We start from the raw sequence: 22572 nt of genomic DNA, 5'->3' as shown, positions 1-22572 counted from the left end.
GAGAAGGAGTATATAATGAACGAAACGAAAACAATATCTCGGAATCTCCCAATGATAATCGCCACGCTTGTGATTGGAACATTAGCCGGAACTAGCTCGATGTTGTTAAGTCTGTTCCTTGATCAGGTGGAACGGTTCTTTTTGGGCTTCAACGAGAACTTTCAACAACCGGTGGCGATCAATGCTTTACCGATCCGACGACTTGGGTCCGTATTGGTCGGTGGAATTATTGCTGCTCTGATTTGGTACTGGCTCCAAAAACGGTATAGTCCAGTTAAAATCCAAGATGCCATTGAAAATGGGGCCCCTATGCCCTTCTGGTATACATGGGTTCATGTTTTAACGCAAATTTTCTTCGTGGGAACGGGAGGATCGATTGGTCGAGAATTGGCACCGCGGGAAGCCGGGGCCATGTTAGCGCATCAATGGACGAAGTTATCAAGGCGTTTCCCTAGAATGAATTTATCTCCAGAAGATCGGCGCTTGCTGATTGCTTCTGCTGCCGGTGCGGGTTTTGCGGGGGTTTATATTGCGCCGATTACGGGGATGATGTTTGCTCTTGAGCTGTTATACAAAAAAATCTCCGCACGGGCAATTGCGGTAAGTCTAACTTCATCGGTTATTGCCACCTTAATTGGCTCTTTAGCTAAGGGGTGGGATCCTTATTATCATGTTACTAACTTAAATTTCTCAGCCAAAAGTATTCCTTGGGTATTAGTGTTGGGACTCCTAATGGGTATTGGCGGAACCTGGTTTAAAGCTGGGATCAAAAAAGCTGGTCAACGGCGCTTCAAGGATCAGCGACTTTTGGTCACTTTACCAGTAGTGGCTTTGTTAACGGGGATTATTGCCATGGGTTTTCCCCAGATAATGGGTAATGGTCGGGGAATTGCTCAACTAGCCATTGACACCACTTCGATTTCAACCGGGACCATTGCAATCATGGTGGCGGCTTTACTAGCTAAGGCAATCGTGACCTTGATGACCATCGCTGGTGGTGGGTATGGTGGAACTTTGACGCCCTCAATTGCGGTTGGTGCTGCGGCTGGAATTGTGGTGGGGACTTTATGGATGCAATTTATTGGTGGCGACGTTTTGTTATCCCAATGTGCAATTGTTGGTGCTGCGGCCCTTTTAACCGCTTCGCAACAAGCTCCCTTAATGTCTTTATTTATGATCACTGAAGTTTGTCACTTGAATTATTCAGCTCTAATGCCGCTCGGCTTGGCCGTTGCCGTCTCAATTGCTGTTTCGAAGTTAATGCAAGGTAGACATTAAAAGGCGAGACTGAGAAGAAATGTTTTCTTCATCAGTCCCGCCTTTTAATTTTGCTGGACATAGTCTAACCAATAGGGGAGGGCCTGAGTCAGGTCATTATAAGTATCCTGGAATTTATGCGAATACCAAGGGTCAGGAATCTCGATTCCTGCTTTTCCGGGGACCAAATCATTGATTCCGTGGATCTTGCTTAGACATTCTTGGGGAGCACGGCGGCGAAGATCGCGCAAGTTTTGCTCGTCCATCCCGATGATAAGATCATAATCATAATAATCTTCTGTGGTGATTTGGCAGCGGTATGCCCCCGATCATCAAGATGATATTTACGTAGAATCTTTTGGGCACCAGGATGCGGTCGGTTCCCAATTTCGTAATTACTGGTGGCCGCCGAACTGACTTGGACTTGGTCTTCTAAGTGATGGTCCTTGATAAGTTGGTAAAACATGGCTTCGGCCATTGGTGAACGGCAGATATTTCCTAGACAGACAAATAATACTTTCATAAGCGATCCTTTCAAGTTTAAGTATAGGATAGCGAATTTACTAGGGATAATAAAGAAAAGATGATATAATTACCTAACATTAACAGAAATAATAAAGGAGTACCAACTTATGTTAACTATCATTTTAATTGCGCTAGTAGTGATCATTGTGATTTGGTACGTGGTTGCCTATAATGGCTTAGTGCGGTTACGGATGAATGGGCAAGAATCATGGAGCCAAATTGACGTTCAACTACAACGACGTAACGACCTGATCCCAAATCTGGTTGAAACGGTGAAAGGTTATGGGAAATACGAAGCTGGCACTTTAGAAAAGGTGACCTCTTTGCGTCAACAAGTAGCAAGTGTATCCAGTGATGATCACCAAGCCAAAATGGCAGCGGCGGATCAATTATCGGGAGCCTTGAATTCTTTGTATGCTGTGGCTGAAAATTATCCTGATCTGAAAGCGAATGAAGAATATTCTCGTTTAATGGAAGAACTGAGCAACACGGAAAATAAGATTTCCTATTCTCGCCAACTCTACAATAGTACGGTTTCAACCCTAAATGCTCGGATTCAAAGCTTTCCATCGAATATTGTGGCTAAAATTCACCACTTTACACCAATGGAATTCTTACAAGTTCCAGAAAGTGTTAAGGAGGCGCCGAAGGTTTCTTTTGACTAGGAGAAGCGATGTTATATCAACAAATTGCGCAAAATAAACGGCGGACTATCTATGTGATGGCTGGTTTTACACTCTTAGTGGCCTTAATTGGGGCCGCTTTGGGATATTTATTTGCGGGAACGGCCACGGGTGGTGTGATTATCGCCTTGATAATTACCTTGATCTACATTTCAGTAATGGTGGGTCAATCCACTGATGTTGTCATGAACATGAATCATGCCACGGAAATTCATTCGGCTGATGAGAATCCAGAACTATGGCATGTGGTTGAAGATATGGCGATGGTCGCTCAAGTGCCAATGCCAAGGGTTTTTATTATTGACGACCCTAGTCCAAACGCCTTTGCCACTGGTAACAATCCCCAACATGCTGCTGTAGCGGCTACTAAAGGTCTTTTAGCGATGATGAATCGCGAAGAACTCGAAGGGGTGATGGCCCATGAAATGTCGCACGTCAAAAATTATGATATTCGTTTACAAACGATTGCGTTAGCGCTGGCGGCCGCAATTTCATTACTAGTTAATTTTGCTAGTAATTTTTGGTGGTTTGGTGGTGGTGATCGCGACCGGGAGCGTGATGGCGGTGGGGTTATCGCCATTTTGGGGTCGGTATTACTAATCATCTTAGCACCACTGGCGGCTTCGATTGCTCAAATGGCGCTGTCGCGAAATCGAGAATATTTAGCGGACGCCAGTGCTGTTGAATTAACGCGTAACCCCCAGGGGATGATTAGTGCGCTAAGAAAATTAGAGGATGTACAGCCGATGAAGGCTGCCGATCCCAATAGCTCGGCCTTATATATTAGTGATCCCTTTAAGAATCAAAAGCATCGTTCTTTTAGCCATCTATTTGATACGCATCCACCTTTGGAAGATCGGATTGTGCGGTTAGAGAAAATGTAAATTGAGAAGCTGATAATCTTCATGACGGGTTCCTATGACAGGTTAGACAAGGTATTTTCTTGCCTAGCCTGTTTTTATGTTGGTGCTATCTATGTTTTCGTGAACAGTGTATAATTAAAAGTTGGACAAACATGACGAAATTGAGGAGTGCAAACTCATGAAAATGAAATTAGCAGAAATTGCTAAGGCAATTGATGCTCAAGATATAAATGCAGCCTGGGATGAGTTGGAAGTTACCAGCGTGGCTTTTGACAGCCGTAATTTGACTCCTGGGTCTTTATTTGTGCCCTTACAAGGGGCGCGGGATGGTCACGAATTCGTGGCACAAGCCTTTCAAAATGGTGCAAAGGCGACCTTATGGGCAGCTGACCATGATATTCCGAGCGATGACCAATTCCCTCGACTAGTAGTCAAAGACCCATTAGCGGCCTTTCAGCGCCTCAGTCAGTATTACTTAAAAAAGATTAACCCGATTGTAGTAGCGGTAACTGGAAGTAATGGGAAAACGACCACCAAGGACATGGCAGCCGCAATTTTAGCGACCCAGTTCAATGTCACGAAAAGCTTTGCCAACTTTAATAATGAAATCGGGGTTCCGGTAACCCTGTTAAACATGGAACCATCGACCGAAGTGGTTGTCGTGGAAATGGGAATGGATCGGTTCGATCAATTAGACTTACTAAGTCGGTTAGCTACCCCTGACTTTGCGGTTATTACGATGATTGGGGAAGCGCATATTGAATTCTTTGGGACGCGTGATCGAATCGCGGATGCGAAGATGGAGATCGTTCACGGGATGAACGAAGATGGAACCCTAATTATTAATGGGGATGAACCATTATTAACGGCACGTGCTGCGGATATTGAACAACAAGTTGTGACCTTTGGGCGCCAGTTAGCCGATGACTTTTATGCCACTAGTGTTCAATTGGCTGATGATCAAGTCGCCTTTAGTGTGAATGAGTGGCCTGATCTTACTTTTACCCTTCCAATGGTGGGGGAGTATAACGTTAATAATGCACTAGCCGCGATTGCAGTTGGTGCTCAACTTCAGATTACTCCTGAAAACATGCAAAAGGCCTTACAAGGTCTGCAGATGACTGAAAATCGGGCTGAATGGATTCAAGGAACCAATGGTGAGCGCATCCTAAGCGATGTTTATAATTCCAACCCAACCGCCGTGGCCGAAGTCTTAAAGACGATGGAGCAAGTTCAAGCCGAGGGTAAAAAAGTAATTGTACTTGGCGACATGTTGGAGCTAGGGGCAGCCTCCGCACAACTTCATGCTCAATTAGCGGCAGAGATTGATCCTGATCAAATTGCGGAAGTTTATCTCGTCGGGAATGAAATGCAAGCTTTATTGAAACAATTGACGACCGATGGTTTCCCTAATCAACGGTTACACCACTATGACACGAATGAATTAGCACAATTGACGAAGGATCTGAACGCCACCTTAAGGACAGATGATATTGTCTTATTAAAGGGGAGTCATGGCATTCATTTGGAAACGGTCCTGCAAGGACTCACGAAAGAATAATGAGGTAGAAATTTGTATTTTAGTGAATTAGGTTTATCAAATAAGTTATTAAAAGCGGTTCAACGAAGTGGTTATGAAGAAGCCACCCCGATTCAAGAGCAAACCATTCCGATGGTTTTGAAGGGGCTCGATGTGATTGGCCAAGCTCAAACTGGGACTGGGAAGACGGCAGCCTTTGGATTGCCAGTTTTGGAGCATGTTGATACGCAATCATCAGCAATTCAAGCGCTGATCATTTCGCCAACCCGGGAATTAGCGATTCAAACCCAAGAAGAATTATATAAATTGGGAAAGGAAAAACGGGCCCGTGTCCAAGTTGTCTACGGAGGCGCTGATATTCGGCGGCAAATTAAAGCTTTAAAAAATGGCCCTCAAATTATTGTTGGGACCCCCGGACGTTTGCGTGATCATTTGAATCGGGGAACGATCAAGTTGGATCAGTTGCAAACTTTAGTTTTGGATGAAGCCGATGAGATGTTAAATATGGGCTTCTTGGATGATATTGAGGCAATCATTCAGGCAACACCATCAGATCGTCAAACCCTTTTGTTCTCAGCAACAATGCCGCCCGAAATTAAACGGATTGGGGTCCAATTTATGAAGGACCCACAAACGGTTAAGATTAAGGCAAAGGAATTAACTACGGACCTGGTTGATCAATACTACATTAAGGCCCGTGATTACGAAAAATTTGATATCATGACGCGGTTAATTGATGTCCAAGATCCTGACCTGACCATTGTTTTTGGTCGGACGAAGCGGCGGGTGGATGAATTGTCGCGCGGTTTAATTGCTCGGGGCTACAATGCTGCCGGAATTCATGGCGATTTGACACAAGATCGGCGCTCCAAAATCATGAAACGATTCAAGAATGGCGAACTAGATATTCTAGTTGCCACAGATGTAGCGGCCCGGGGCTTGGATATTTCTGGAGTTACGCATGTATACAACTATGATATTCCACAGGATCCCGAAAGTTATGTTCACCGGATTGGTCGGACAGGCCGGGCCGGCAACCATGGTGTCTCACTAACTTTTGTGACGCCAAATGAAATGGACTATCTCCATGAAATTGAAAAGTTGACGAAGGTGCGGATGTTGCCATTAAAACCACCAACGGCTGAAGAAGCCTTTCGGGGACAGGTGGCCAGTGCCTTTAATGATATTAACGAACTGATTGAGCGTCCGGATAACGATCGTTATCGGGAAGCAGCGAGTGAACTACTCGCTACTCATGAAGCGGTGGACTTGGTGGCAACCTTATTAAATGAGTTAACGAAGGATGATGAGACCCAAGTGCCGGTTAAGATCACTCCAGAACGACCATTACCAAATCGGAAACGGAAACCTAACCGGAACGGTGGTAATCACTACCGGCGCCGGTCCAATGGTGGTAACCGTCGAGGTGATAATCGGAATCGACGTCCACGTGGGGGCAATGGTAGTCATCGGAATCCACGGAGTCAGGGAAAGCGTAATTCATTTAAGATTCGGCGAAAAGAGGACTAATCATGATCAAAGGGATCGGAATTGATATTACTGAGATTAAACGGGTACAAGCAGCAGTTAATAAACATGCCCAATTTATTCCTAAAGTATTAACTCCGGCCGAACAAGCCCAGCTCGAAAGCCTAAGAGGCCAGCGATATTGGGAATATATCAGCAGTCGCTTTTCTTTAAAAGAATCGTTTTCTAAAGCAATGGGGACAGGAATCGGAACCCAAGTTGGTTTCCAAGATGTTTCGTTTATTAATAATGATTTAGGTCGACCAGAAGTTTTTCAATCGATTTTTTCTGGTCGGGCCCACGCTAGCGTTAGTCATACCGATCAACTAGTGATGACAGAAGTGATTTTGGAGGAAGGTTCAGATGGTAACAGCTAATTTACGAGATGCCCAAGTTGAAGTAAACCTAGCAGCAATTCGTCATAATGTGGCAGCCCAACGACAAGCCATGCCAGCTGGCAACCGCATTTTTGGGGTAGTTAAGGCCAATGCCTATGGGCATGGAGCCGTTGCAGTGGCCCAAGATCTTTCATCAGCCGGTATCGATGGCTTTTGTGTGGCTGCTTTAGATGAAGGGTTAGAACTTCGGCAAGCTGGGTTGACTGAATTAATTCTTGTTTTGGGGATTACGCCGGTGCAATATGCGGAGGTTGCGGCTGAAAATGATATTTCACTAACTGTTGGGGACGTGGATTGGCTAAAAGCCTATCAGCAATTAGCGCATACTGTTTCCATCCCTAAACCTTTGAAAGTTCATTTAGGTTTTGATACTGGGATGGGGCGAATTGGTTTTACGGAGCCAGCTTTATTGAAAGAGGCGCTTGAATTACTCAAAGATCCAGTTTTCGAATTCGAAGGGTGTTTTACCCATTTTGCAACGGCTGATGAAGCTAATGATGCTTACTTTAAGCTACAAATTGCTCATTGGCATGAATTATTAGCAGTTTTACCGACTTTACCGCCATATGTCCATATGGCAAACTCCGCGACCGGATTATGGCATCCTGATCAGATTACTGGGAATACTGTCCGGATGGGGATCTCGATGTATGGCTTGAATCCATCAGGGACGGTCTTACCGGCAACATTGGATTTACAGCCAGCTTTAGCGGTTACGGCTCGATTGACTTTTGTAAAGCAACTAAAAGCCGGTCATTCAGTTAGTTATGGAGCTACTTACACGGCTAAGCAAGATGAATGGATCGGAACAATTCCCGTTGGGTATGCGGATGGTTATGCGCGCCAATTGTCCGGTTATCAAGCTCTGATTAACGGTCAACGTTGTGACTTAGTTGGCCGAGTATGCATGGACCAAATGATGGTTCGGTTGCCACAAGAACTGCCAGTCGGGACGAAGGTGACGCTACTGGGTCGCGATGGGAATGATGAAATTACGGCCACGGAATTAGCTGAACAAACGGGCACAATTAATTATGAGATCTTAACTAGTTTGAGCCCGCGCTTAAAACGAATCTACAAATCATAGTTGGAAAACAACCTGGAAAGAAACTTAATTTGGTTTCTTTCCAGGTTGTTTTTTGGCAGGAGATGGACCATATTATTGGAACATGAATGAACGACGGATTTATTTTGTGACAGATCAGGCAGATCCAGTTTCCTGCAAGGTGAGCTTACGGAAGCTAGCCACCATCAAAAAGTTCTTTACTGAATGATAAAAGAATTATACGACTAGGCCTAAAGGTGTATGCTTAACATAATAAAAAATGGATGGTGACACTTATGAAAATAGAAATTCAACGTGATGGACTGACTTTGCGAGGTGAGTTATCAGGTACCGATACGCTAAAAAATGAGACTTTAGTAGTGATGATGCATGGTTTTAAGGGCAGTATTGGTTATGATGTAGCTAATCTCCTTTTTGATACCCATAATCAACTCAACTTACATGGTCTTCCGACTTTACGGATCAATTTTAATGGTTGTGGGGATAGTGATGGTGAGTTTAAAGATATGACCGTGTTGAATGAGATTCAAGACGGGATTGCCATCTTAGAATATGTGCAAAAAGTTATCCAACCTCGCCATTTATATCTAGTGGGTCATTCTCAAGGTGGTGTGGTGGCTAGTATGCTTGCCGCATATTATCATGATCAAATTGAAAAATTAGTTTTGCTCGCTCCCGCCGCAACTTTAGTATCAGATGCCCAAGCCGGAATATGCCAAGGTGTTAGCTATGATCCCCAAAACGTTCCAGACTCCATCATGCTGGATGGTTTTGAAGTTGGGGGTGCCTATTTCCGGACGGCGCAGCACCTTCACATTTATGAGACTGCCCAGGGATACCAAGGCCCGGTTCTTTTGGTCCACGGATTAGATGATCAAGTGGTGTCATATGAAGCAACTAAAAAGTATGATCAAATTTATCAGAATGACCAAATGCACCTAATCGCAGGGGCTAGTCATAATTTAATGGGCGATCAGGACCAACGCCAAGTCGTCAAAGATTTAGTGACTCGATTCTTAATGGAATAGAAAAGGCGCCTCAACCAAAAATGGTTGGGCGTCTTTTAAGATGCTATAACTTGGCTTGCCTCAAATCTTCAATATGTAAAACTTGAATGTGTTTTTTGGCCAGTCGATTGGTAATTTTTGCGAATAATTCGGGGGTCACGTCTTCGGGAAGGGTGACAATCAATTGCTTTGATCCAGTCGGTGTTAAGGTCATAACATTAGCAATTTGACAATAACGAGTAATTTCCTTTGCCACACTCACCAAGAACCCGCGTTCTTCATTAGCTTGGATTGTTAAAACATAACTACCAGTATTAACATTCCAAGCTGCACTTAACATGTTAATTAAGTGATTGTGGGTTAAGATACCGTAAAAATGTTTTTGGTGATCTAAGACGGCAATGTAGGGGAGATCTCGTAAGGTGAAGAAAACGGTAAAAAAGTCATCATCAATTGAAATAAATTTGGTGGCGTTTTTTAATAAAGCGGTCACTGGTAAATTCATATCACCGCCACGGGATTTGTGCCGATAGAGATGCATTTTATAAATATTACCCCGAAAAATCTTTTCGGATTCATCTAAGATAGGCACACAGCGGTAACCGGTGTCTTCTAAGATGTCCAGGGCTTCCGCTAAGGTGGCGTCTTCTTTGACGGTCGTTAATTTGTTTAGCGGCTGAATTAAATCTTCTAAAATCATAATTAAGCTCCGTATAAATAAATCGATACTAATATCATAACATAATGGAAACCGAATATGAGAAATAGATTAGAAGCGGGGCAGACTTTTTGGGTTAAAGTAAGATTTAAGTTATAATAGTTTTATCAACGCTGGGTGGTCAACGATCACGCAGCCTTTTTGTAGTTTATCGAGAGGAGATTGAGCTGATGAAAATGATTGTTGGATTAGGGAATATTGGTAGCCAATATGATGAAACCCGCCATAACTGCGGTTTTATGGTGGTGGATCAAATGGCACGAGATTATCATTTAGGCGCTTTTAAACATGAAAAAGCTCCTGCGGTAACCGTTACTGGGATGATTAATGGTCATAAGGTAATGTTGGTAAAACCAACGACCTTCATGAATGATTCCGGACACGCAGTAAAACCGTTAATGGATTATTATGATCTTGATTTGGCGGATTTAGTTATTGTTAATGATGATTTAGATATGCCAGTTGGCCAAGTCCGCCTAAAAGCCAAGGGTTCAGCTGGTGGACATAATGGATTACGGAGTATCATTGATCATTTGGGAACCCAACAATTTAATCGCGTTAAAGTAGGGATTGATCATCCCCAACAAGGCACCGTGGTTAGTCATGTTTTAGGTAAGTTTACGACAACCGAACGCGCCACCATTGACGATAGTATTGAGGTAGCTGAACATGCGTTGGTCGACTGGATTGATGGGGCTACTTTTAAGGAATTAATGAATAACTATAATTAGGAGGGCCTATGGCTGATTTGACGGCGCTACTGCAAGCGACTAACGATTTTAATAAAATTGTCCAAGTTGATCAAAATCACCAGGCTCAACTAGTAACTGGAGTAGATGGATCCTTTTCTACGGCGTTGTTAACGGCTTTACAATCAACTGTCGGACGGCCACAATTAGTGGTGACAGACAGTTTGTTTCATTTGCAAGAACTGGTTAATGATCTGCAGAATTTGCGTCCTGATCAAGAAATTTATGCTTTCCCGGTTGAAGAAGTTTTAGCAACGGAGATGGCCACCAGTTCACCGGACTTTCGTTTGCAGCGACTTCAAGCCTTAAATGCTCTGCAAAGTCAAGCAACCCCGCTGGTGGTGGTATCGGCTGCGGGGTTACGTCGGCGTTTGCCGGATCCGCAATTTTTTAAGACCTTACCATTATCGATTCAAGTTGGCGATGACTTTGAAATTGACGATCTACGGCAACGTTTAAGTACCATGGGATACCGACCGGAAAAAATGGTGTTACGGCCAGGTGATTTTGCCATTTGCGGCTCGATTGTTGATATTTATGCCTTGAATACGACTCATCCAGTTCGAATTGATTTTTTTGATACGGAAGTGGATTCCCTGCGTTATTTTGAAGTCGAATCCCAACGCAGTATTGAAAACATTACTAAGATCCAGGTGTTGCCAGCTACTGAATTAGTGGCATCAGGTGAACAAATGGACCAATTTAAAGGCAAGTTAGCCCAAGAACTGGCGAACTTACCTGCCGGTGAAGATGAAGAAAGTCATCAAGCAGCCGTGGATAACCTACAAAATTTATTAGATGAAGTGACGGCTGGTCAATTACCGAATGAAGTCTTAAATTACGCGGATTGGTTGTATCCTGATGGCTATGGCATCTTAGATTATTTGAGCCCAGAAACGACGATTGTGTTAGATGATTGGGCACGGATCAAAGAGATGTTGCAGACCATTGATGATCAAGAACGGGAATGGATTGCGAGTCAGGTTCAAAATCAACAACGGGTCCATCAAGCAGATTTAGCCAATGATCAAGCCCTAACAATTCCGCAAAGTAAGCACAGTCAACTTTATCTATCTCGTTTTCAAAAAGGTCTCGGGCGGGTTAAGTTAGCCCAGCTAATTGATTTACACGTTCGACCAATGCAACAGTTTTTTGGTCAGCTTGATTTATTAAAAACCGAGTTAAGGCGCTGGCAAGCTCAGGGACAAACGGTGATTATTTTGGCTAATTCCCCTGAACGGCAACGTCAGATTGCGACCATGTTTCATGATTTTGATTTACCCTTAACCGAAACAACGAGTGATCAAGTCATTGCCGGTCAAACGCAAATTGTAACGGGATCTCTCCAGCATGGGTTTGAGTTTCCCGAAGCTAATCTGGTGGTGATTACCGAAAGCGAGCTCTTTAAACAACTACAAGTTCGTCAATCACGCCGCCAAAAATTGGCTAACGCCGAACGAATTAAGAGCTATAACGATTTAAAACCAGGCGATTATGTTGTCCATGTTAATCATGGAATTGGGATTTTTACAGGAATTCAAACCATGGTGGTTGATGGGGTACATCAAGACTACATCGTTTTGAATTATCGGGATCATGCACAGATTTTTGTACCTGTAACCCAACTTAATCTTGTCCAAAAATATGTTTCGGCTGATAATAAAGAACCCCGGATCAACCGTCTTGGGGGCACTGAGTGGGCAAAGACGAAACGGCGGATTGCCGCTAAAATTGAAGACATTGCTGATGAATTAATTGACTTATATGCTGCTCGTGAAGCAGCTCCCGGGTATGCTTTCCCCCAGGATGATTATCTTCAAGAGCAATTTGATGCGGCCTTCCCCTATACGGAAACTCCAGATCAATTGCGGAGTATTGATGAAATTAAACAAGATATGGAAAAGCCGAAACCGATGGATCGCCTGTTAGTAGGGGACGTCGGCTATGGAAAAACCGAAGTCGCCATGCGCGCCATTTTCAAGGCGGTTGAAGGAGGGAAACAGGTTGCTTTTTTGGTTCCTACGACCATTTTGGCACAGCAACATTTTGAAACCTTGCAAACCCGCTTTGCTGAATTTCCAGTAAAAATTGCCGTATTGTCACGCTTTCTAACGCCCAAGGAAAGTGCAGCCACTTTGGAACAATTGGCTGCCGGTGAGATTGATGTGATTGTTGGGACCCACCGACTCTTATCAAAAGATGTTCAATTTCATGATTTAGGTTTATTAATCGTCGATGAGGAACAACGATTTGGGGTAAAACATAAGGAGCGCCTAAAGCAATTAAAAGCTAGCGTGGATGTTTTGACGCTGACGGCAACGCCAATTCCGCGCACCCTCCATATGTCAATGCTGGGAGTAAGAGATCTGTCAGTTTTGGAGACGCCACCGACTGGGCGATACCCGATTCAAACCTATGTCCTGGAACAAAATCTGGTTGTGATTCAAGACGGGATTCGGCGAGAATTACAGCGGGGTGGTCAAGTCTATTATTTACATAATCGAGTTCATGATATTGAAAAGGTTGTGGCTGAAATAAGTCAGCTTGTTCCAGAGGCACGGGTCGGCTATATTCATGGTCAAATGAGTGAAACGCAGCTCGAAGGGGTTTTATATGATTTCATTCGCGGTGAATATGATGTCTTAGTGACCACGTCGATTATTGAAACGGGTGTTGATATTTCTAACGTTAATACCCTTTTTATTGAAAATGCGGATCGACTGGGCTTGGCTCAGTTATACCAAATCCGAGGGCGGATCGGGCGAACCAATCGTGTGGCCTATGCTTATCTTATGTATCAACCCAATAAGGTTTTAACGGAACAAGGGGAACAACGCTTGTCCGCCATTCGCGATTTTACGGAATTGGGGTCTGGTTTCAAGATCGCTATGCGGGATCTGTCAATTCGTGGTGCCGGTAATTTACTTGGGAAGCAACAGCACGGCTTTATTGATTCAGTTGGTTATGATTTATATACAAGTATGTTAACCGAAGCGGTGGCGAAACGTCGTGGCAAGAAAGTAACTCCACATTCTAACGCTGAATTAGATCTTGGCATTGAAGCCTATTTACCGGATGACTATGTACCAGATCAACGACAGAAAATGGAATTATATAAGCAAGTGCGGCAAGCACAAACTGCAGAAGCGATGTTAGATTTAGAAGGCGATCTCATTGACCGCTATGGTGATTATGATCAGCCAGTTAAGAATCTCTTGCTGGTAGGACAATTAAAAGCAGCAGCTGATCAGGCAATGTTAACGAAAATTGAACGCCGACAAGATAATTTATATTTAACTTTTACTAGTGAAGGTAGTCAGCAGATTAAAGCGGCTCAAATTATGGCGGAATTAGCTAAGACCAAATTTAAAGCAACGATGAGCGAGAGCGACTCAGGCCAGCTCCAAGTCCGCTTGATCATCCAACCTAAGATGACCGAAATAGACTGGTTAAATCAACTCTTGAGTTTGGTAAAGGGGATAGCTCAACAAATACAAAGTGAGGAGGCAGAAGCATGAGGTTAGACAAATATTTAAAAATTTCTCGAATTATTAAACGCCGCCCAATTGCGAAGAAAATTGCGGATCAAGGACGCATTATGGTAAACGATAAGGTGGCCAAATCATCCAGTTCGGTAGTAACGGGGGACGTCGTGACAATTAAGTTTGGTAATAAGACTTTAGTGGTGAAAGTTAAGCAATTGTTAGATAGTACAAAAAAGGAAGACGCGGAACAAATGTATGAGATTTTAGAGGAAAAATACGAACAAGATTTCCGTGAAATTTAAATAGAACTTTATGGATAATTTGTGGAAAATGCCTAGACAGATTTCGAAACCGATTGTTATACTAAAAATGGTTTAAAATCTTTGGGAAGGTCTTGGGTGTCGGTTATGAGTCAACATAAAAGTCAGGTAATTCACCTCAATAATACATATATTCAACAGGTGAATCATCGCCGGCACGTGGTTCGAGATACACATGTAAAACGGATCAAAATGATCTTAACGTTGTTTGCAGCCGTGATTTTATTTTTAGGTTTTGAGTTGTGGCAATCACATATTGAATTGGCTCAAGTAAATCAGTCCATTGTTAAGACTGAACAGACAATCAAGAGTCAAAAAAGTCGTGGTCAAACGATTCAAGAAGAACTTAAACTGCTTAAGAATCCCGACTACGTCCAACAGCTTGTTCGCCAAAAGTATGACTATGCTAAAGATGGTGAAACTTTATATAAATTTGTAAACTAAAAAGTGGGACTGGGGTAACCCAGTCTTTTTTCATAAGAGGGGTCACGGATGCGGGGACTACAAGCATCAATTCAAAAGGTATTAAAAAAGTATTGGGATGGTCAATCCAAGCTGGTGGTGGCAGTCTCAACGGGAGTGGACTCCATGCTGCTGCTTCATGAGTTAGAACAACTTCACTATCCGATCGTGGTAGCCCATGTCAATCATCATTTACGTACGCAAAGTGATCAGGAAGCTCAATTTTTAGTCCAATACTGTCGTGATCATCATATAGCAATCCAAATCGCTGATTGGCATGTAGCTGATCATCCCGACAAAGGAGTTGAAGAAGCTGCGCGTCAATTCCGGTATCGGTTTTTCTATCAGGTTATGGATAAAGAGCAAAGTCGGATTTTATTAACTGCTCACCATCAGAACGATTTGGCAGAAACAGTTTTAATGAAGCTAGTGCGGGGTGGTTGGTTAAAGAGTATTGTTGGACTACAAACGGCGCGGACTTTTAATACTGGTTGGCTATTACGACCCTGGCTGCAAATTTCAAAGGAAGAAATTCTTCGTCAGGCTCAAGTAATCGGGTTAACATGGTATGAGGATCAATCTAATCAATCCATGGTGATTCAGCGCAATCGTTTTCGGCACCAAATTTTGCCGGCCTTGATTAAAGAAGACCCGCAAGCTCTTGCTCATTTAGGTGATTTTCATGACCAATTGACTAAATTATTGACCTTTGCCGAAGCGGAGTTGTCCAAATATGATGAAGTTTTATTAGATGGTCAGCGATTAAAAGTCACTGAATTTAATTCTTTACCGTCAGCAACGCAAGACCTGTATTTGAAGCATTATTTTAATCAGGCACATTTGCAACGGCTCACCAAGGATCAACTTAATCAAGCGCTCCATTTACTAAGCAATCAAAATAAACCCCAAGGCCAGCTTGATTTAAGTGCTGATTGGCGACTAGTTAAGACTTATCAGTATGCGTGGTTACAAAAGGGCGAAACGGCAGAAGTTATAAAATCGCCAGCTGATGTTGCAATGATAGAATTGGAAGAGCTTTATTCAACCGATGATGGCAAGCTTTTTTGGTTCAGCAAGCATAAATCGAATGACCATCTGATTGCGAGCTTTAATTTAACAATGGAGCAACTACCATTACAAATTAGAAAATGGCAACCAGGAGATCGCTTAAGGCTTAAAAATGGGGGTCATCAAAAAATTCATAGAATCCTAATTGACCAAAAAGTACCACAAAGTAAACGCACTCATCAACAAGTGGTTGTGGATCAATTTGATCAAGTGCTGTGGTTAGTTGGACGTAAGACCGCCTGGGTAACATCACAAGGGGCAACACAAGAAATTTATTTGTACTATCAGGGAGATAATCATGACAATGGAAAATGACATTGAACGGGTATTATTTAGTGAAGACCAGATTCAAGCGCGGATTAAAGAATTGGCTACTCAAATTAATCAAGACTATGCTAATTCTAAGGAACTAGTGGTAGTCTCGGTTTTAACTGGAGGGATGATGTTTACGATCGATCTCTTTAAACGGATCAGTCTTTATGCCTCACTAGATTGTGTAGATTTATCAAGCTACCGTGGGGCAACCACTACTAGTAGTGGGACGGTAGAAGTATTGCAGGATCTGAAGCATTCAATTGCGGGTAAAGATGTGCTCGTTGTTGAAGATATTGTTGATACTGGACGGACATTAAAGAAGCTGATGGAAGTTTTAGCAGCGCGTGGTGCCAATAGTATTCGAGTTTGCACTCTATTTGATAAACCGGAACGTCGAGTGGTGGATGTTAAGGCTGATTATGTTGGTTTGGACGTTCCCAATGAATTCCTCGTTGGTTATGGACTAGACTATAATAATTTATACCGAAATCTGCCCTATGTTGGCGTTTTGAAACCATCAATTTATCAGTGATCTCGTGATTAAAATAATAGTCAACCGCGGGTGGTTGTGCTATGATAGTGACCATCAAATAATGTTGGAATAGGAGAATGTTATGAACAACAATCGGAGGAACAATGGGTTCACTCATAACATCCTTTTTTATGCGATAATCTTTTTCTGTATTATGGCCGGAGTGTACTTCTTCTTTGGAGGGTCAAGTTCAACCGGTGAACAAAAAGAGGTTTCGCAAAGTACGTTCATTAAGGAACTGCGCAAGGGTGAAGTTAAGAGTGTCCAATTGCAGCCAAGCAATGGCGTATACCGAGTAACGGGGGAATACAAAAAAGCAAAGACAACCAGTTCTAGTTCAACAACTGGTTTGTCCTTAGGGGCATCTTCAAGTACGACGACGAAACAATTTGAGACGTCGGTGCTTGAAAATGATGCAACGGTTTCGGAAATCCAACGTTACGCGAACCAAACTAACACTAAGATTAGTACTAAAGGCGAAGAGTCCAATAGTATCTGGTCAAATCTGTTAGTATCCCTATTACCGCTAGTCATCATCATTATTTTCTTCTACATGATGATGGGACAAGCTGGTAGTGGCGGTGGCCGAGGCATTATGAATGTCGGCAAGTCTAAAGCCAAACCATCAGATCCTAAGAAGAACAAGGTTCGTTTTGGTGATGTTGCTGGGGAAGAAGAAGAAAAACAAGAATTAGTTGAAATTGTTGAATTCTTAAAGAATCCAAAGAAATTCTCACGGTTGGGGGCACGGATGCCCGCCGGGGTTCTGTTAGAGGGGCCTCCTGGTACTGGGAAGACTCTCCTAGCGAAAGCCGTTGCTGGTGAAGCTGGCGTTCCATTCTTTTCAATTTCTGGTTCTGACTTTGTGGAAATGTTTGTCGGGGTCGGTGCTAGCCGTGTCCGGGACCTGTTTGATCAGGCTAAAAAATCAGCGCCATCAATCATCTTTATTGATGAAATTGATGCTGTTGGTCGGCGCCGGGGCAATGGTCAAGGTGGCGGTCATGATGAACGGGAACAAACGCTTAACCAATTGTTAGTTGAAATGGATGGTTTCCAAGGCGACGAAGGCGTTATTGTAATGGCGGCTACTAACCGTTCTGATGTCCTTGATCCCGCCCTTTTACGACCGGGCCGATTTGATCGGAAGGTGCTGGTTGGTCGACCAGACGTTAAGGGTCGGGAAGCAATCCTTCGGGTTCATGCTAAAAACAAGCCATTGGCGGCAGATGTCGATCTTAAAGAAATTGCCAAGCAAACTCCTGGCTTTGTCGGGGCTGATTTGGAAAACCTCTTAAACGAAGCGGCCTTGTTAGCAGCGCGTCGGAATAAGGATCAAATTGATCGGTTGGATATGGATGAAGCCGAAGATCGGGTTATTGCTGGACCGGCTAAGCGAGACCGGGTGATTTCCAAGCAAGAACGTGAAACAGTTGCTTACCACGAAGCTGGGCATACGATTGTGGGATTAGTCCTTAATGATGCTCGGGTTGTTCATAAAGTGACGATTGTGCCGCGTGGTCGCGCTGGTGGTTATGCAATCATGCTACCGCGGGAAGACCAAATGTTAATGTCGAAGAAGAATGCTGAAGAGCAGATCGCCGGTTTAATGGGTGGTCGTGCGGCTGAAGAAATTATCTTTAAGTCTCAATCTTCGGGTGCTTCTAACGACTTTGAACAAGCAACTCAAATTGCTCGTTCAATGGTTACCCAATACGGAATGAGTGATAAGATTGGCCCAGTTGAACTGCAAAGTTCAGGAGCTGTCTTTACAGGTCAAGGTTTTGATCAATCATCATATTCTCAGGAAACAGCCGCAACGGTGGATGCGGAAATCCGGCGGATCTTGATGGAAGGTCATGAGCAAGCCTTACACATCATTGAAACTCACCGTGAGCAACACAAGTTAATTGCAGAGGCTTTATTGAAGTACGAGACTTTGGATGAAAAGCAAATCCTAAGCCTGTACCAAACTGGGAAGATGCCAGAAGATGAGGCGGAAAGCCAAAATGAAGAGCAACGTGCCCAAACCTTTGAAGAAGCAAAGAAGGCTTTGGAACGTCGTGAAAACGAACGAGCTCAAGAATATAGCGAAGATGAACTTGATTCGGATACGAACCAAGCTAGTGATTCGAGTTCGACAGCAACTTCTGAAGATTTAACTTTAACGAGTGAGCAAACAAATTTTGATCATTCAGAAGATCAATAGTCAAAAAGCAGGTGGTGACCACATTGTTGCCCCTGCTTTTTTCGAGGAAAGGATAAAAGATGACAGATTACTTAGTAAAAGGGATAACTAACAATGGGATGTTCCGAATTTATACTCTAAATGCAACGGCAACCGTCGAGGCAGCTCGTCAAATTCATGATACCTGGAGTGGGGCTTCAGCTGCTTTAGGGCGAACGATGATTGGGACGATTTTACTTTCGACTTCTGGTCTACAAGGTGAGGGCCGCTTAACAGTAAAAATTCAAGGTGACGGCCCTGTTGGATACATGGTGGCGGATGGGACGGCGCAAGGGACGGTCAAGGCTTATATCCAAAATCCGCACGTGAACCTGCCGTTGAATGATCAACATAAAATTGACGTTCGGGGTGCTGTAGGCACAAATGGGACCTTATCTGTCACGAAAATGACACCTGGTGATAAAACTCCATATACTGGAGAGGTTAATTTGGTTTCTGGTGAATTAGGTGAAGACTTTACTTATTACCTAGCTCAATCAGAGCAAATTCCATCGGCTGTTGGTTTGTCGGTTTTCGTTGAGTCAGATGATTCGATTGGTGTGGCCGGTGGGTTCTTGGTACAAGTTTTACCAGGAGCATCGGATGAGGAAATTGGCAAGTTAGAAACGACTATCAAGGATTTGCCGTTGGTCTCGGAAATGCTCCGCGAGGGTGAAACACCAGAAACAATCATGGAACGGATTTTCCCGGCTAATGAATTAAAGGTATTAGAAAAATTACCAGTTAAATATGAATGTGATTGTTCAAAGAAACGGTTCGCTCAGGCGCTTGTGGCTATAAAAAAAGCAGATTTAAAACAATTAATTGAAGAAGATCATGGCGCGGAAGCAGTTTGTCGATTCTGTCATAAGAAGTATCACTTTAACGAAGTAGAATTAACAGCTTTGTTGGATCAAAAGGCAATCTAAGTGCTTGCTTGAACTTGCCAGACTGCGATACAATGCATTCTGATTTAAAAACGAGGAGAACATAATATGGAATGGCAAATTGGGAATGTAAACATCCCTAATCAAGTGGTGGTAGCGCCCATGGCCGGAGTTATGAATTCTGCCTTTCGGGTCATCTGTAAAAAATTTGGGGCTGGCTATGTTGTGAGTGAAATGATTTCGGATCGTGGAATTATGTATCATAACCAGAAAACTTTGCGCATGATGAATGTCGAGGCCGTCGAACACCCGATGGGAATTCAAATTTTTGGTGGGACCAAGGAAACTTTAGTTGAGGGGGCTAAATTTGTTGATCAACATACGGAGGCCGATGTGATTGACATTAATATGGGCTGTCCGGTTAATAAGGTAGTGAATACTGATGCTGGTGCCCGTTGGCTATTAGATCCTAATAAGGTTTATGAGATGGTTTCTTATGTAACTGATGCGGTTTCAAAACCGGTAACGGTTAAGATGCGGATTGGTTGGGATGATCACCATATTTTAGCGGTTGAAAATGCGTTAGCAGCTGAAAAAGCTGGCGCAGCCGCAATCGCAATGCATGGGAGAACCCGTAAGCAGATGTATACGGGCCATGCCAATTGGGATATTTTAAAAGATGTTGCTAGCGAATTGACGATTCCCTTTATGGCGAACGGGGATATTCGAAGCGCTGAAGACGCTAAGTACGTTTTAGACTATACCGGAGCGGATGCTGTCATGATCGGACGGGCAGCGATGGGGAATCCATGGATGTTGACGCAAACGGTCCATTATTTGGAAACGGGCGAATTATTACCTGAAGCTACTCCCGAGGAAAAAATTACTACAGCTAAAGAGCATTTAGCCCGGTTAGTTGAACTGAAGGGTGAATACGGGGGCGTGCGGGAATTCCGTGGACAAGCGGCTTATTATTTAAAAGGAATCCCAAGAGTTGCAAAAACAAAAGTAGCATTGATGGAAGCTGAAGAACAAGCTACAATGAATGAGTTGTTTGATCAATTAATTGATCAATACCATGAGCGATTAGCCAAACAAGCAGCAAGATAGTAAAGGAGAGTTTTAATGGCTGAAGAACATTTAAATGATCAAATGCAGGTTCGCCGTGACAAGATGCAATCTTTACGGGAACGTGGCATCGATCCATTTGGACAACGTTTTGCCCCTGACCATAGTACTTCAAATGAAGTTCGGGAAAAGTATGGTGAAGATGACGGAGAATTATTACTGCAACAGGGTAATGTGGTGACAATTGCTGGTCGTTTAATTGGAAAACGGGGCAGTGGTAAGGCTTCTTTTGCTGATCTATTAGACCGTGACGGTAAAATTCAAATTTATGTTCGTCAAGATCGGGTCGGCGAAGAGAGCTATCAATTATTTAAGGAATCAGACTTGGGTGATTTCTGGGGCATTACCGGAGATGTAATTAAGACCCGGATGGGTGAATTGACTGTTCGGGCAAACCAAATTACTTTCCTTACTAAAGCTTTACGACCTCTTCCTGACAAGTATCATGGTTTGCAAGACCCTGAATTAATCTATCGCCAACGTTACTTGGATTTAATCACAAACCAAGAAAGTTTGGAACGTTTTAAGAATCGCACTAAAATTATTAAAGCTATTCGACGCTACATGGATGAAAACGACTTTATGGAAGTAGAAACTCCAATGTTGGAAACTGTGGCTTCTGGAGCTGATGCACGACCATTTGAAACCCATCATAATGCCTTAAATATTGAAATGTACTTACGGATTGCGACGGAATTACGGTTAAAACGGCTCATTGTGGGTGGTTTAGAACGCGTTTACGAACTTGGCCGAGTGTTCCGTAATGAAGGGATGGATCCACGGCATAATCCAGAATTCGATACCATGGAAACTTATGCCGCATATTTTGACTTTAATGATGTCATGGCGGAAACTGAAGGTATTTTTAAAGCCGCAGCAAAAGTGATGAACCATGATATGGTAATCAACTATCAGGGGACTGAGTTGGACTTTTCAAAGCCATTTACCCGTATGCATATGGTCGATGCCATTAAAGAGACAACGGGGATTGATTTCTGGGAACCAATGACCGATGACCAAGCACGGCAATTAGCGGATGATAATGGCGTCAAATATGAGTCATGGTGGAAAGTTGGTCATATTATTAATGCCTTCTTTGAAGAAAAAGTTCAAGATCAATTGGAGCAACCTGTCTTTATCTATGGTCATCCGGTAGAAATATCACCATTAGCTCGGAAGAATAAAGATGACGAACGGTTTACTGACCGGGCTGAACTTTATATTTTGGGTAGTGAATACGCCAATATGTTTACCGAGTTAAATGACCCGATCGATCAACGGGCCCGGTTTGAGGCTCAAGCACAAGAACATGAAGCAGGGAATGACGAATTCCAACCTATTGATGAAGATTTCGTGGAAGCTTTGGAATACGGGATGCCACCTACTGGCGGGCTCGGTGTTGGAATTGACCGATTGGTAATGTTAATGACCGACGCCAAATCAATTCGGGATGTACTATTATTCCCAACAATGCGTTTAAAGAAATAGGCAGTTATTAAGATGTTAGACGTTAGTTCTAGCATCTTTTTTTTATAAAAATTAAAGTTCAACTTTGTAGGCCTGTTCTCTCAAAAAACTAGTAAAAAGAAGACAGTTGACATTAAAATCCGAACTAATTAATATGCATCGTGTAAATCGTTAATAAATTATGGATATGATCGATAGATGGGTGAAATTAGAGCGTTGACACTGCCTGATAAAACCGCTATAGTAATATACGTCATCAAGGCAAACGACTTGGTGAATAAAATTAGAAATAAAAAAAGTGTTGACATGCTATTTTAGTTCTGATATTACTATGAAGTTGTCTTTTAA

At 43.0% G+C, this 22572-nt stretch carries 19 protein-coding genes and 1 pseudogene; 18 read left to right on the top strand and 2 right to left on the bottom strand.

Going from position 1 to position 22572, the window contains the following annotated elements; translation table 11 throughout:
* Positions 1-15 precede the first annotated feature (15 nt).
* Entirely contained in the window at positions 16-1278 is a 1263-nt protein-coding gene (locus PS3_RS00795; RefSeq protein ID WP_007121698.1) for a chloride channel protein, read from the top strand.
* A 44-nt stretch (positions 1279-1322) separates the two neighbouring features.
* Here PS3_RS00795 and PS3_RS00790 read toward each other — a convergent pair.
* Positions 1323-1723 (bottom strand): annotated as a pseudogene (locus PS3_RS00790) (low molecular weight protein-tyrosine-phosphatase).
* A 166-nt stretch (positions 1724-1889) separates the two neighbouring features.
* On the opposite strand from PS3_RS00790, the gene PS3_RS00785 reads away from it, so the two are divergent.
* The 7 genes from PS3_RS00785 to PS3_RS00755 all read left to right on the top strand — a co-directional run bounded on the left by PS3_RS00785 (position 1890) and on the right by PS3_RS00755 (position 8887).
* Complete coding sequence (locus PS3_RS00785; protein WP_040467820.1) at positions 1890-2447, top strand: LemA family protein; 558 nt, start codon at positions 1890-1892, stop codon at positions 2445-2447.
* Between the two features lie 8 nt (positions 2448-2455).
* Positions 2456-3349 carry a zinc metalloprotease HtpX gene (gene htpX / locus PS3_RS00780; RefSeq protein ID WP_007121696.1) on the top strand — a complete coding sequence of 298 codons (894 nt, stop codon included), beginning with the start codon at positions 2456-2458 and terminating at the stop codon, positions 3347-3349.
* Between the two features lie 157 nt (positions 3350-3506).
* Positions 3507-4889: a UDP-N-acetylmuramoyl-tripeptide--D-alanyl-D-alanine ligase gene (locus tag PS3_RS00775; RefSeq protein ID WP_007121695.1), complete on the top strand. Its 1383-nt coding sequence runs from the start codon at positions 3507-3509 to the stop codon at positions 4887-4889.
* Between the two features lie 12 nt (positions 4890-4901).
* Positions 4902-6398 (top strand): DEAD/DEAH box helicase, encoded by a 1497-nt coding sequence (locus PS3_RS00770; RefSeq protein ID WP_007121694.1) that lies wholly within the window; start codon positions 4902-4904, stop codon positions 6396-6398.
* 2 nt (positions 6399-6400) lie between these two features.
* Positions 6401-6772, top strand: coding sequence for a holo-ACP synthase (acpS, locus tag PS3_RS00765; protein ID WP_007121693.1), 372 nt, complete (start codon positions 6401-6403; stop codon positions 6770-6772).
* Positions 6759-7880, top strand: a complete 1122-nt coding sequence (gene alr / locus PS3_RS00760) for an alanine racemase (protein ID WP_007121692.1) — start codon at positions 6759-6761, stop codon at positions 7878-7880. Before acpS ends, alr begins: the two co-directional genes overlap by 14 nt.
* A 254-nt stretch (positions 7881-8134) precedes the next feature.
* Complete coding sequence (locus tag PS3_RS00755; protein WP_007121691.1) at positions 8135-8887, top strand: alpha/beta hydrolase; 753 nt, start codon at positions 8135-8137, stop codon at positions 8885-8887.
* Positions 8888-8930: 43 nt separating this feature from the next.
* Here PS3_RS00755 and cbpA read toward each other — a convergent pair whose 3' ends face one another.
* Entirely contained in the window at positions 8931-9566 is a 636-nt protein-coding gene (cbpA, locus tag PS3_RS00750) for a cyclic di-AMP binding protein CbpA (RefSeq protein WP_007121690.1), read from the bottom strand.
* Positions 9567-9754: 188 nt separating this feature from the next.
* On the opposite strand from cbpA, the gene pth reads away from it, so the two are divergent.
* The 10 genes from pth (at position 9755) to lysS (ending at position 22245) form a co-directional block, all read left to right on the top strand.
* Complete coding sequence (gene pth, locus PS3_RS00745) at positions 9755-10315, top strand: aminoacyl-tRNA hydrolase (RefSeq protein WP_007121689.1); 561 nt, start codon at positions 9755-9757, stop codon at positions 10313-10315.
* An 8-nt stretch (positions 10316-10323) separates the two neighbouring features.
* Positions 10324-13851, top strand: a complete 3528-nt coding sequence (gene mfd, locus PS3_RS00740; protein ID WP_040467819.1) for a transcription-repair coupling factor — start codon at positions 10324-10326, stop codon at positions 13849-13851.
* Positions 13848-14120, top strand: a complete 273-nt coding sequence (locus tag PS3_RS00735; RefSeq protein WP_007121688.1) for an RNA-binding S4 domain-containing protein — start codon at positions 13848-13850, stop codon at positions 14118-14120. Before mfd ends, PS3_RS00735 begins: the two co-directional genes overlap by 4 nt.
* Positions 14121-14225: 105 nt before the next feature.
* Positions 14226-14582: an FtsB family cell division protein gene (locus PS3_RS00730; protein ID WP_040467823.1), complete on the top strand. Its 357-nt coding sequence runs from the start codon at positions 14226-14228 to the stop codon at positions 14580-14582.
* A gap of 48 nt (positions 14583-14630) precedes the next feature.
* Positions 14631-15983: a tRNA lysidine(34) synthetase TilS gene (gene tilS / locus PS3_RS00725; protein ID WP_007121687.1), complete on the top strand. Its 1353-nt coding sequence runs from the start codon at positions 14631-14633 to the stop codon at positions 15981-15983.
* Positions 15973-16515, top strand: a complete 543-nt coding sequence (hpt, locus tag PS3_RS00720; RefSeq protein WP_040467821.1) for a hypoxanthine phosphoribosyltransferase — start codon at positions 15973-15975, stop codon at positions 16513-16515. The genes tilS and hpt overlap by 11 nt, the downstream gene beginning before the upstream one ends.
* A gap of 82 nt (positions 16516-16597) precedes the next feature.
* Positions 16598-18724 (top strand): ATP-dependent zinc metalloprotease FtsH, encoded by a 2127-nt coding sequence (ftsH, locus tag PS3_RS00715; protein WP_040467818.1) that lies wholly within the window; start codon positions 16598-16600, stop codon positions 18722-18724.
* A 59-nt stretch (positions 18725-18783) separates the two neighbouring features.
* Positions 18784-19671: an Hsp33 family molecular chaperone HslO gene (hslO, locus tag PS3_RS00710; protein WP_007121685.1), complete on the top strand. Its 888-nt coding sequence runs from the start codon at positions 18784-18786 to the stop codon at positions 19669-19671.
* A 66-nt stretch (positions 19672-19737) separates the two neighbouring features.
* Positions 19738-20739 carry a tRNA dihydrouridine synthase DusB gene (dusB, locus tag PS3_RS00705; RefSeq protein ID WP_007121684.1) on the top strand — a complete coding sequence of 334 codons (1002 nt, stop codon included), beginning with the start codon at positions 19738-19740 and terminating at the stop codon, positions 20737-20739.
* Between the two features lie 15 nt (positions 20740-20754).
* Positions 20755-22245: a lysine--tRNA ligase gene (gene lysS, locus PS3_RS00700; protein WP_007121683.1), complete on the top strand. Its 1491-nt coding sequence runs from the start codon at positions 20755-20757 to the stop codon at positions 22243-22245.
* Positions 22246-22572: the final 327 nt, after the last annotated feature.

The sequence above is a fragment of the Limosilactobacillus gastricus PS3 genome (genome assembly GCF_000247775.1).
GTDB classification, from domain to species: domain Bacteria; phylum Bacillota; class Bacilli; order Lactobacillales; family Lactobacillaceae; genus Limosilactobacillus; species Limosilactobacillus gastricus_A.
This window is presented reverse-complemented; position numbering and strand designations above follow the sequence as displayed.

Excerpts from the sequence above, each read along its gene's own strand:
- pth (WP_007121689.1), top strand. The coding sequence starts at position 9,755 with ATGAAAATGATTGTTGGATTAGGGAATATTGGTAGCCAATATGATGAA.
- hpt (WP_040467821.1), top strand. The coding sequence starts at position 15,973 with ATGGAAAATGACATTGAACGGGTATTATTTAGTGAAGACCAGATTCAA.
- PS3_RS00730 (WP_040467823.1), top strand. The coding sequence starts at position 14,226 with ATGAGTCAACATAAAAGTCAGGTAATTCACCTCAATAATACATATATT.
- tilS (WP_007121687.1), top strand. The coding sequence starts at position 14,631 with ATGCGGGGACTACAAGCATCAATTCAAAAGGTATTAAAAAAGTATTGG.
- PS3_RS00785 (WP_040467820.1), top strand. The coding sequence starts at position 1,890 with ATGTTAACTATCATTTTAATTGCGCTAGTAGTGATCATTGTGATTTGG.
- cbpA (WP_007121690.1), bottom strand. The coding sequence starts at position 9,566 with ATGATTTTAGAAGATTTAATTCAGCCGCTAAACAAATTAACGACCGTC.
- lysS (WP_007121683.1), top strand. The coding sequence starts at position 20,755 with ATGGCTGAAGAACATTTAAATGATCAAATGCAGGTTCGCCGTGACAAG.
- PS3_RS00755 (WP_007121691.1), top strand. The coding sequence starts at position 8,135 with ATGAAAATAGAAATTCAACGTGATGGACTGACTTTGCGAGGTGAGTTA.
- PS3_RS00775 (WP_007121695.1), top strand. The coding sequence starts at position 3,507 with ATGAAAATGAAATTAGCAGAAATTGCTAAGGCAATTGATGCTCAAGAT.
- PS3_RS00735 (WP_007121688.1), top strand. The coding sequence starts at position 13,848 with ATGAGGTTAGACAAATATTTAAAAATTTCTCGAATTATTAAACGCCGC.
- PS3_RS00795 (WP_007121698.1), top strand. The coding sequence starts at position 16 with ATGAACGAAACGAAAACAATATCTCGGAATCTCCCAATGATAATCGCC.
- alr (WP_007121692.1), top strand. The coding sequence starts at position 6,759 with ATGGTAACAGCTAATTTACGAGATGCCCAAGTTGAAGTAAACCTAGCA.
- acpS (WP_007121693.1), top strand. The coding sequence starts at position 6,401 with ATGATCAAAGGGATCGGAATTGATATTACTGAGATTAAACGGGTACAA.
- dusB (WP_007121684.1), top strand. The coding sequence starts at position 19,738 with ATGGAATGGCAAATTGGGAATGTAAACATCCCTAATCAAGTGGTGGTA.
- ftsH (WP_040467818.1), top strand. The coding sequence starts at position 16,598 with ATGAACAACAATCGGAGGAACAATGGGTTCACTCATAACATCCTTTTT.
- mfd (WP_040467819.1), top strand. The coding sequence starts at position 10,324 with ATGGCTGATTTGACGGCGCTACTGCAAGCGACTAACGATTTTAATAAA.
- hslO (WP_007121685.1), top strand. The coding sequence starts at position 18,784 with ATGACAGATTACTTAGTAAAAGGGATAACTAACAATGGGATGTTCCGA.
- htpX (WP_007121696.1), top strand. The coding sequence starts at position 2,456 with ATGTTATATCAACAAATTGCGCAAAATAAACGGCGGACTATCTATGTG.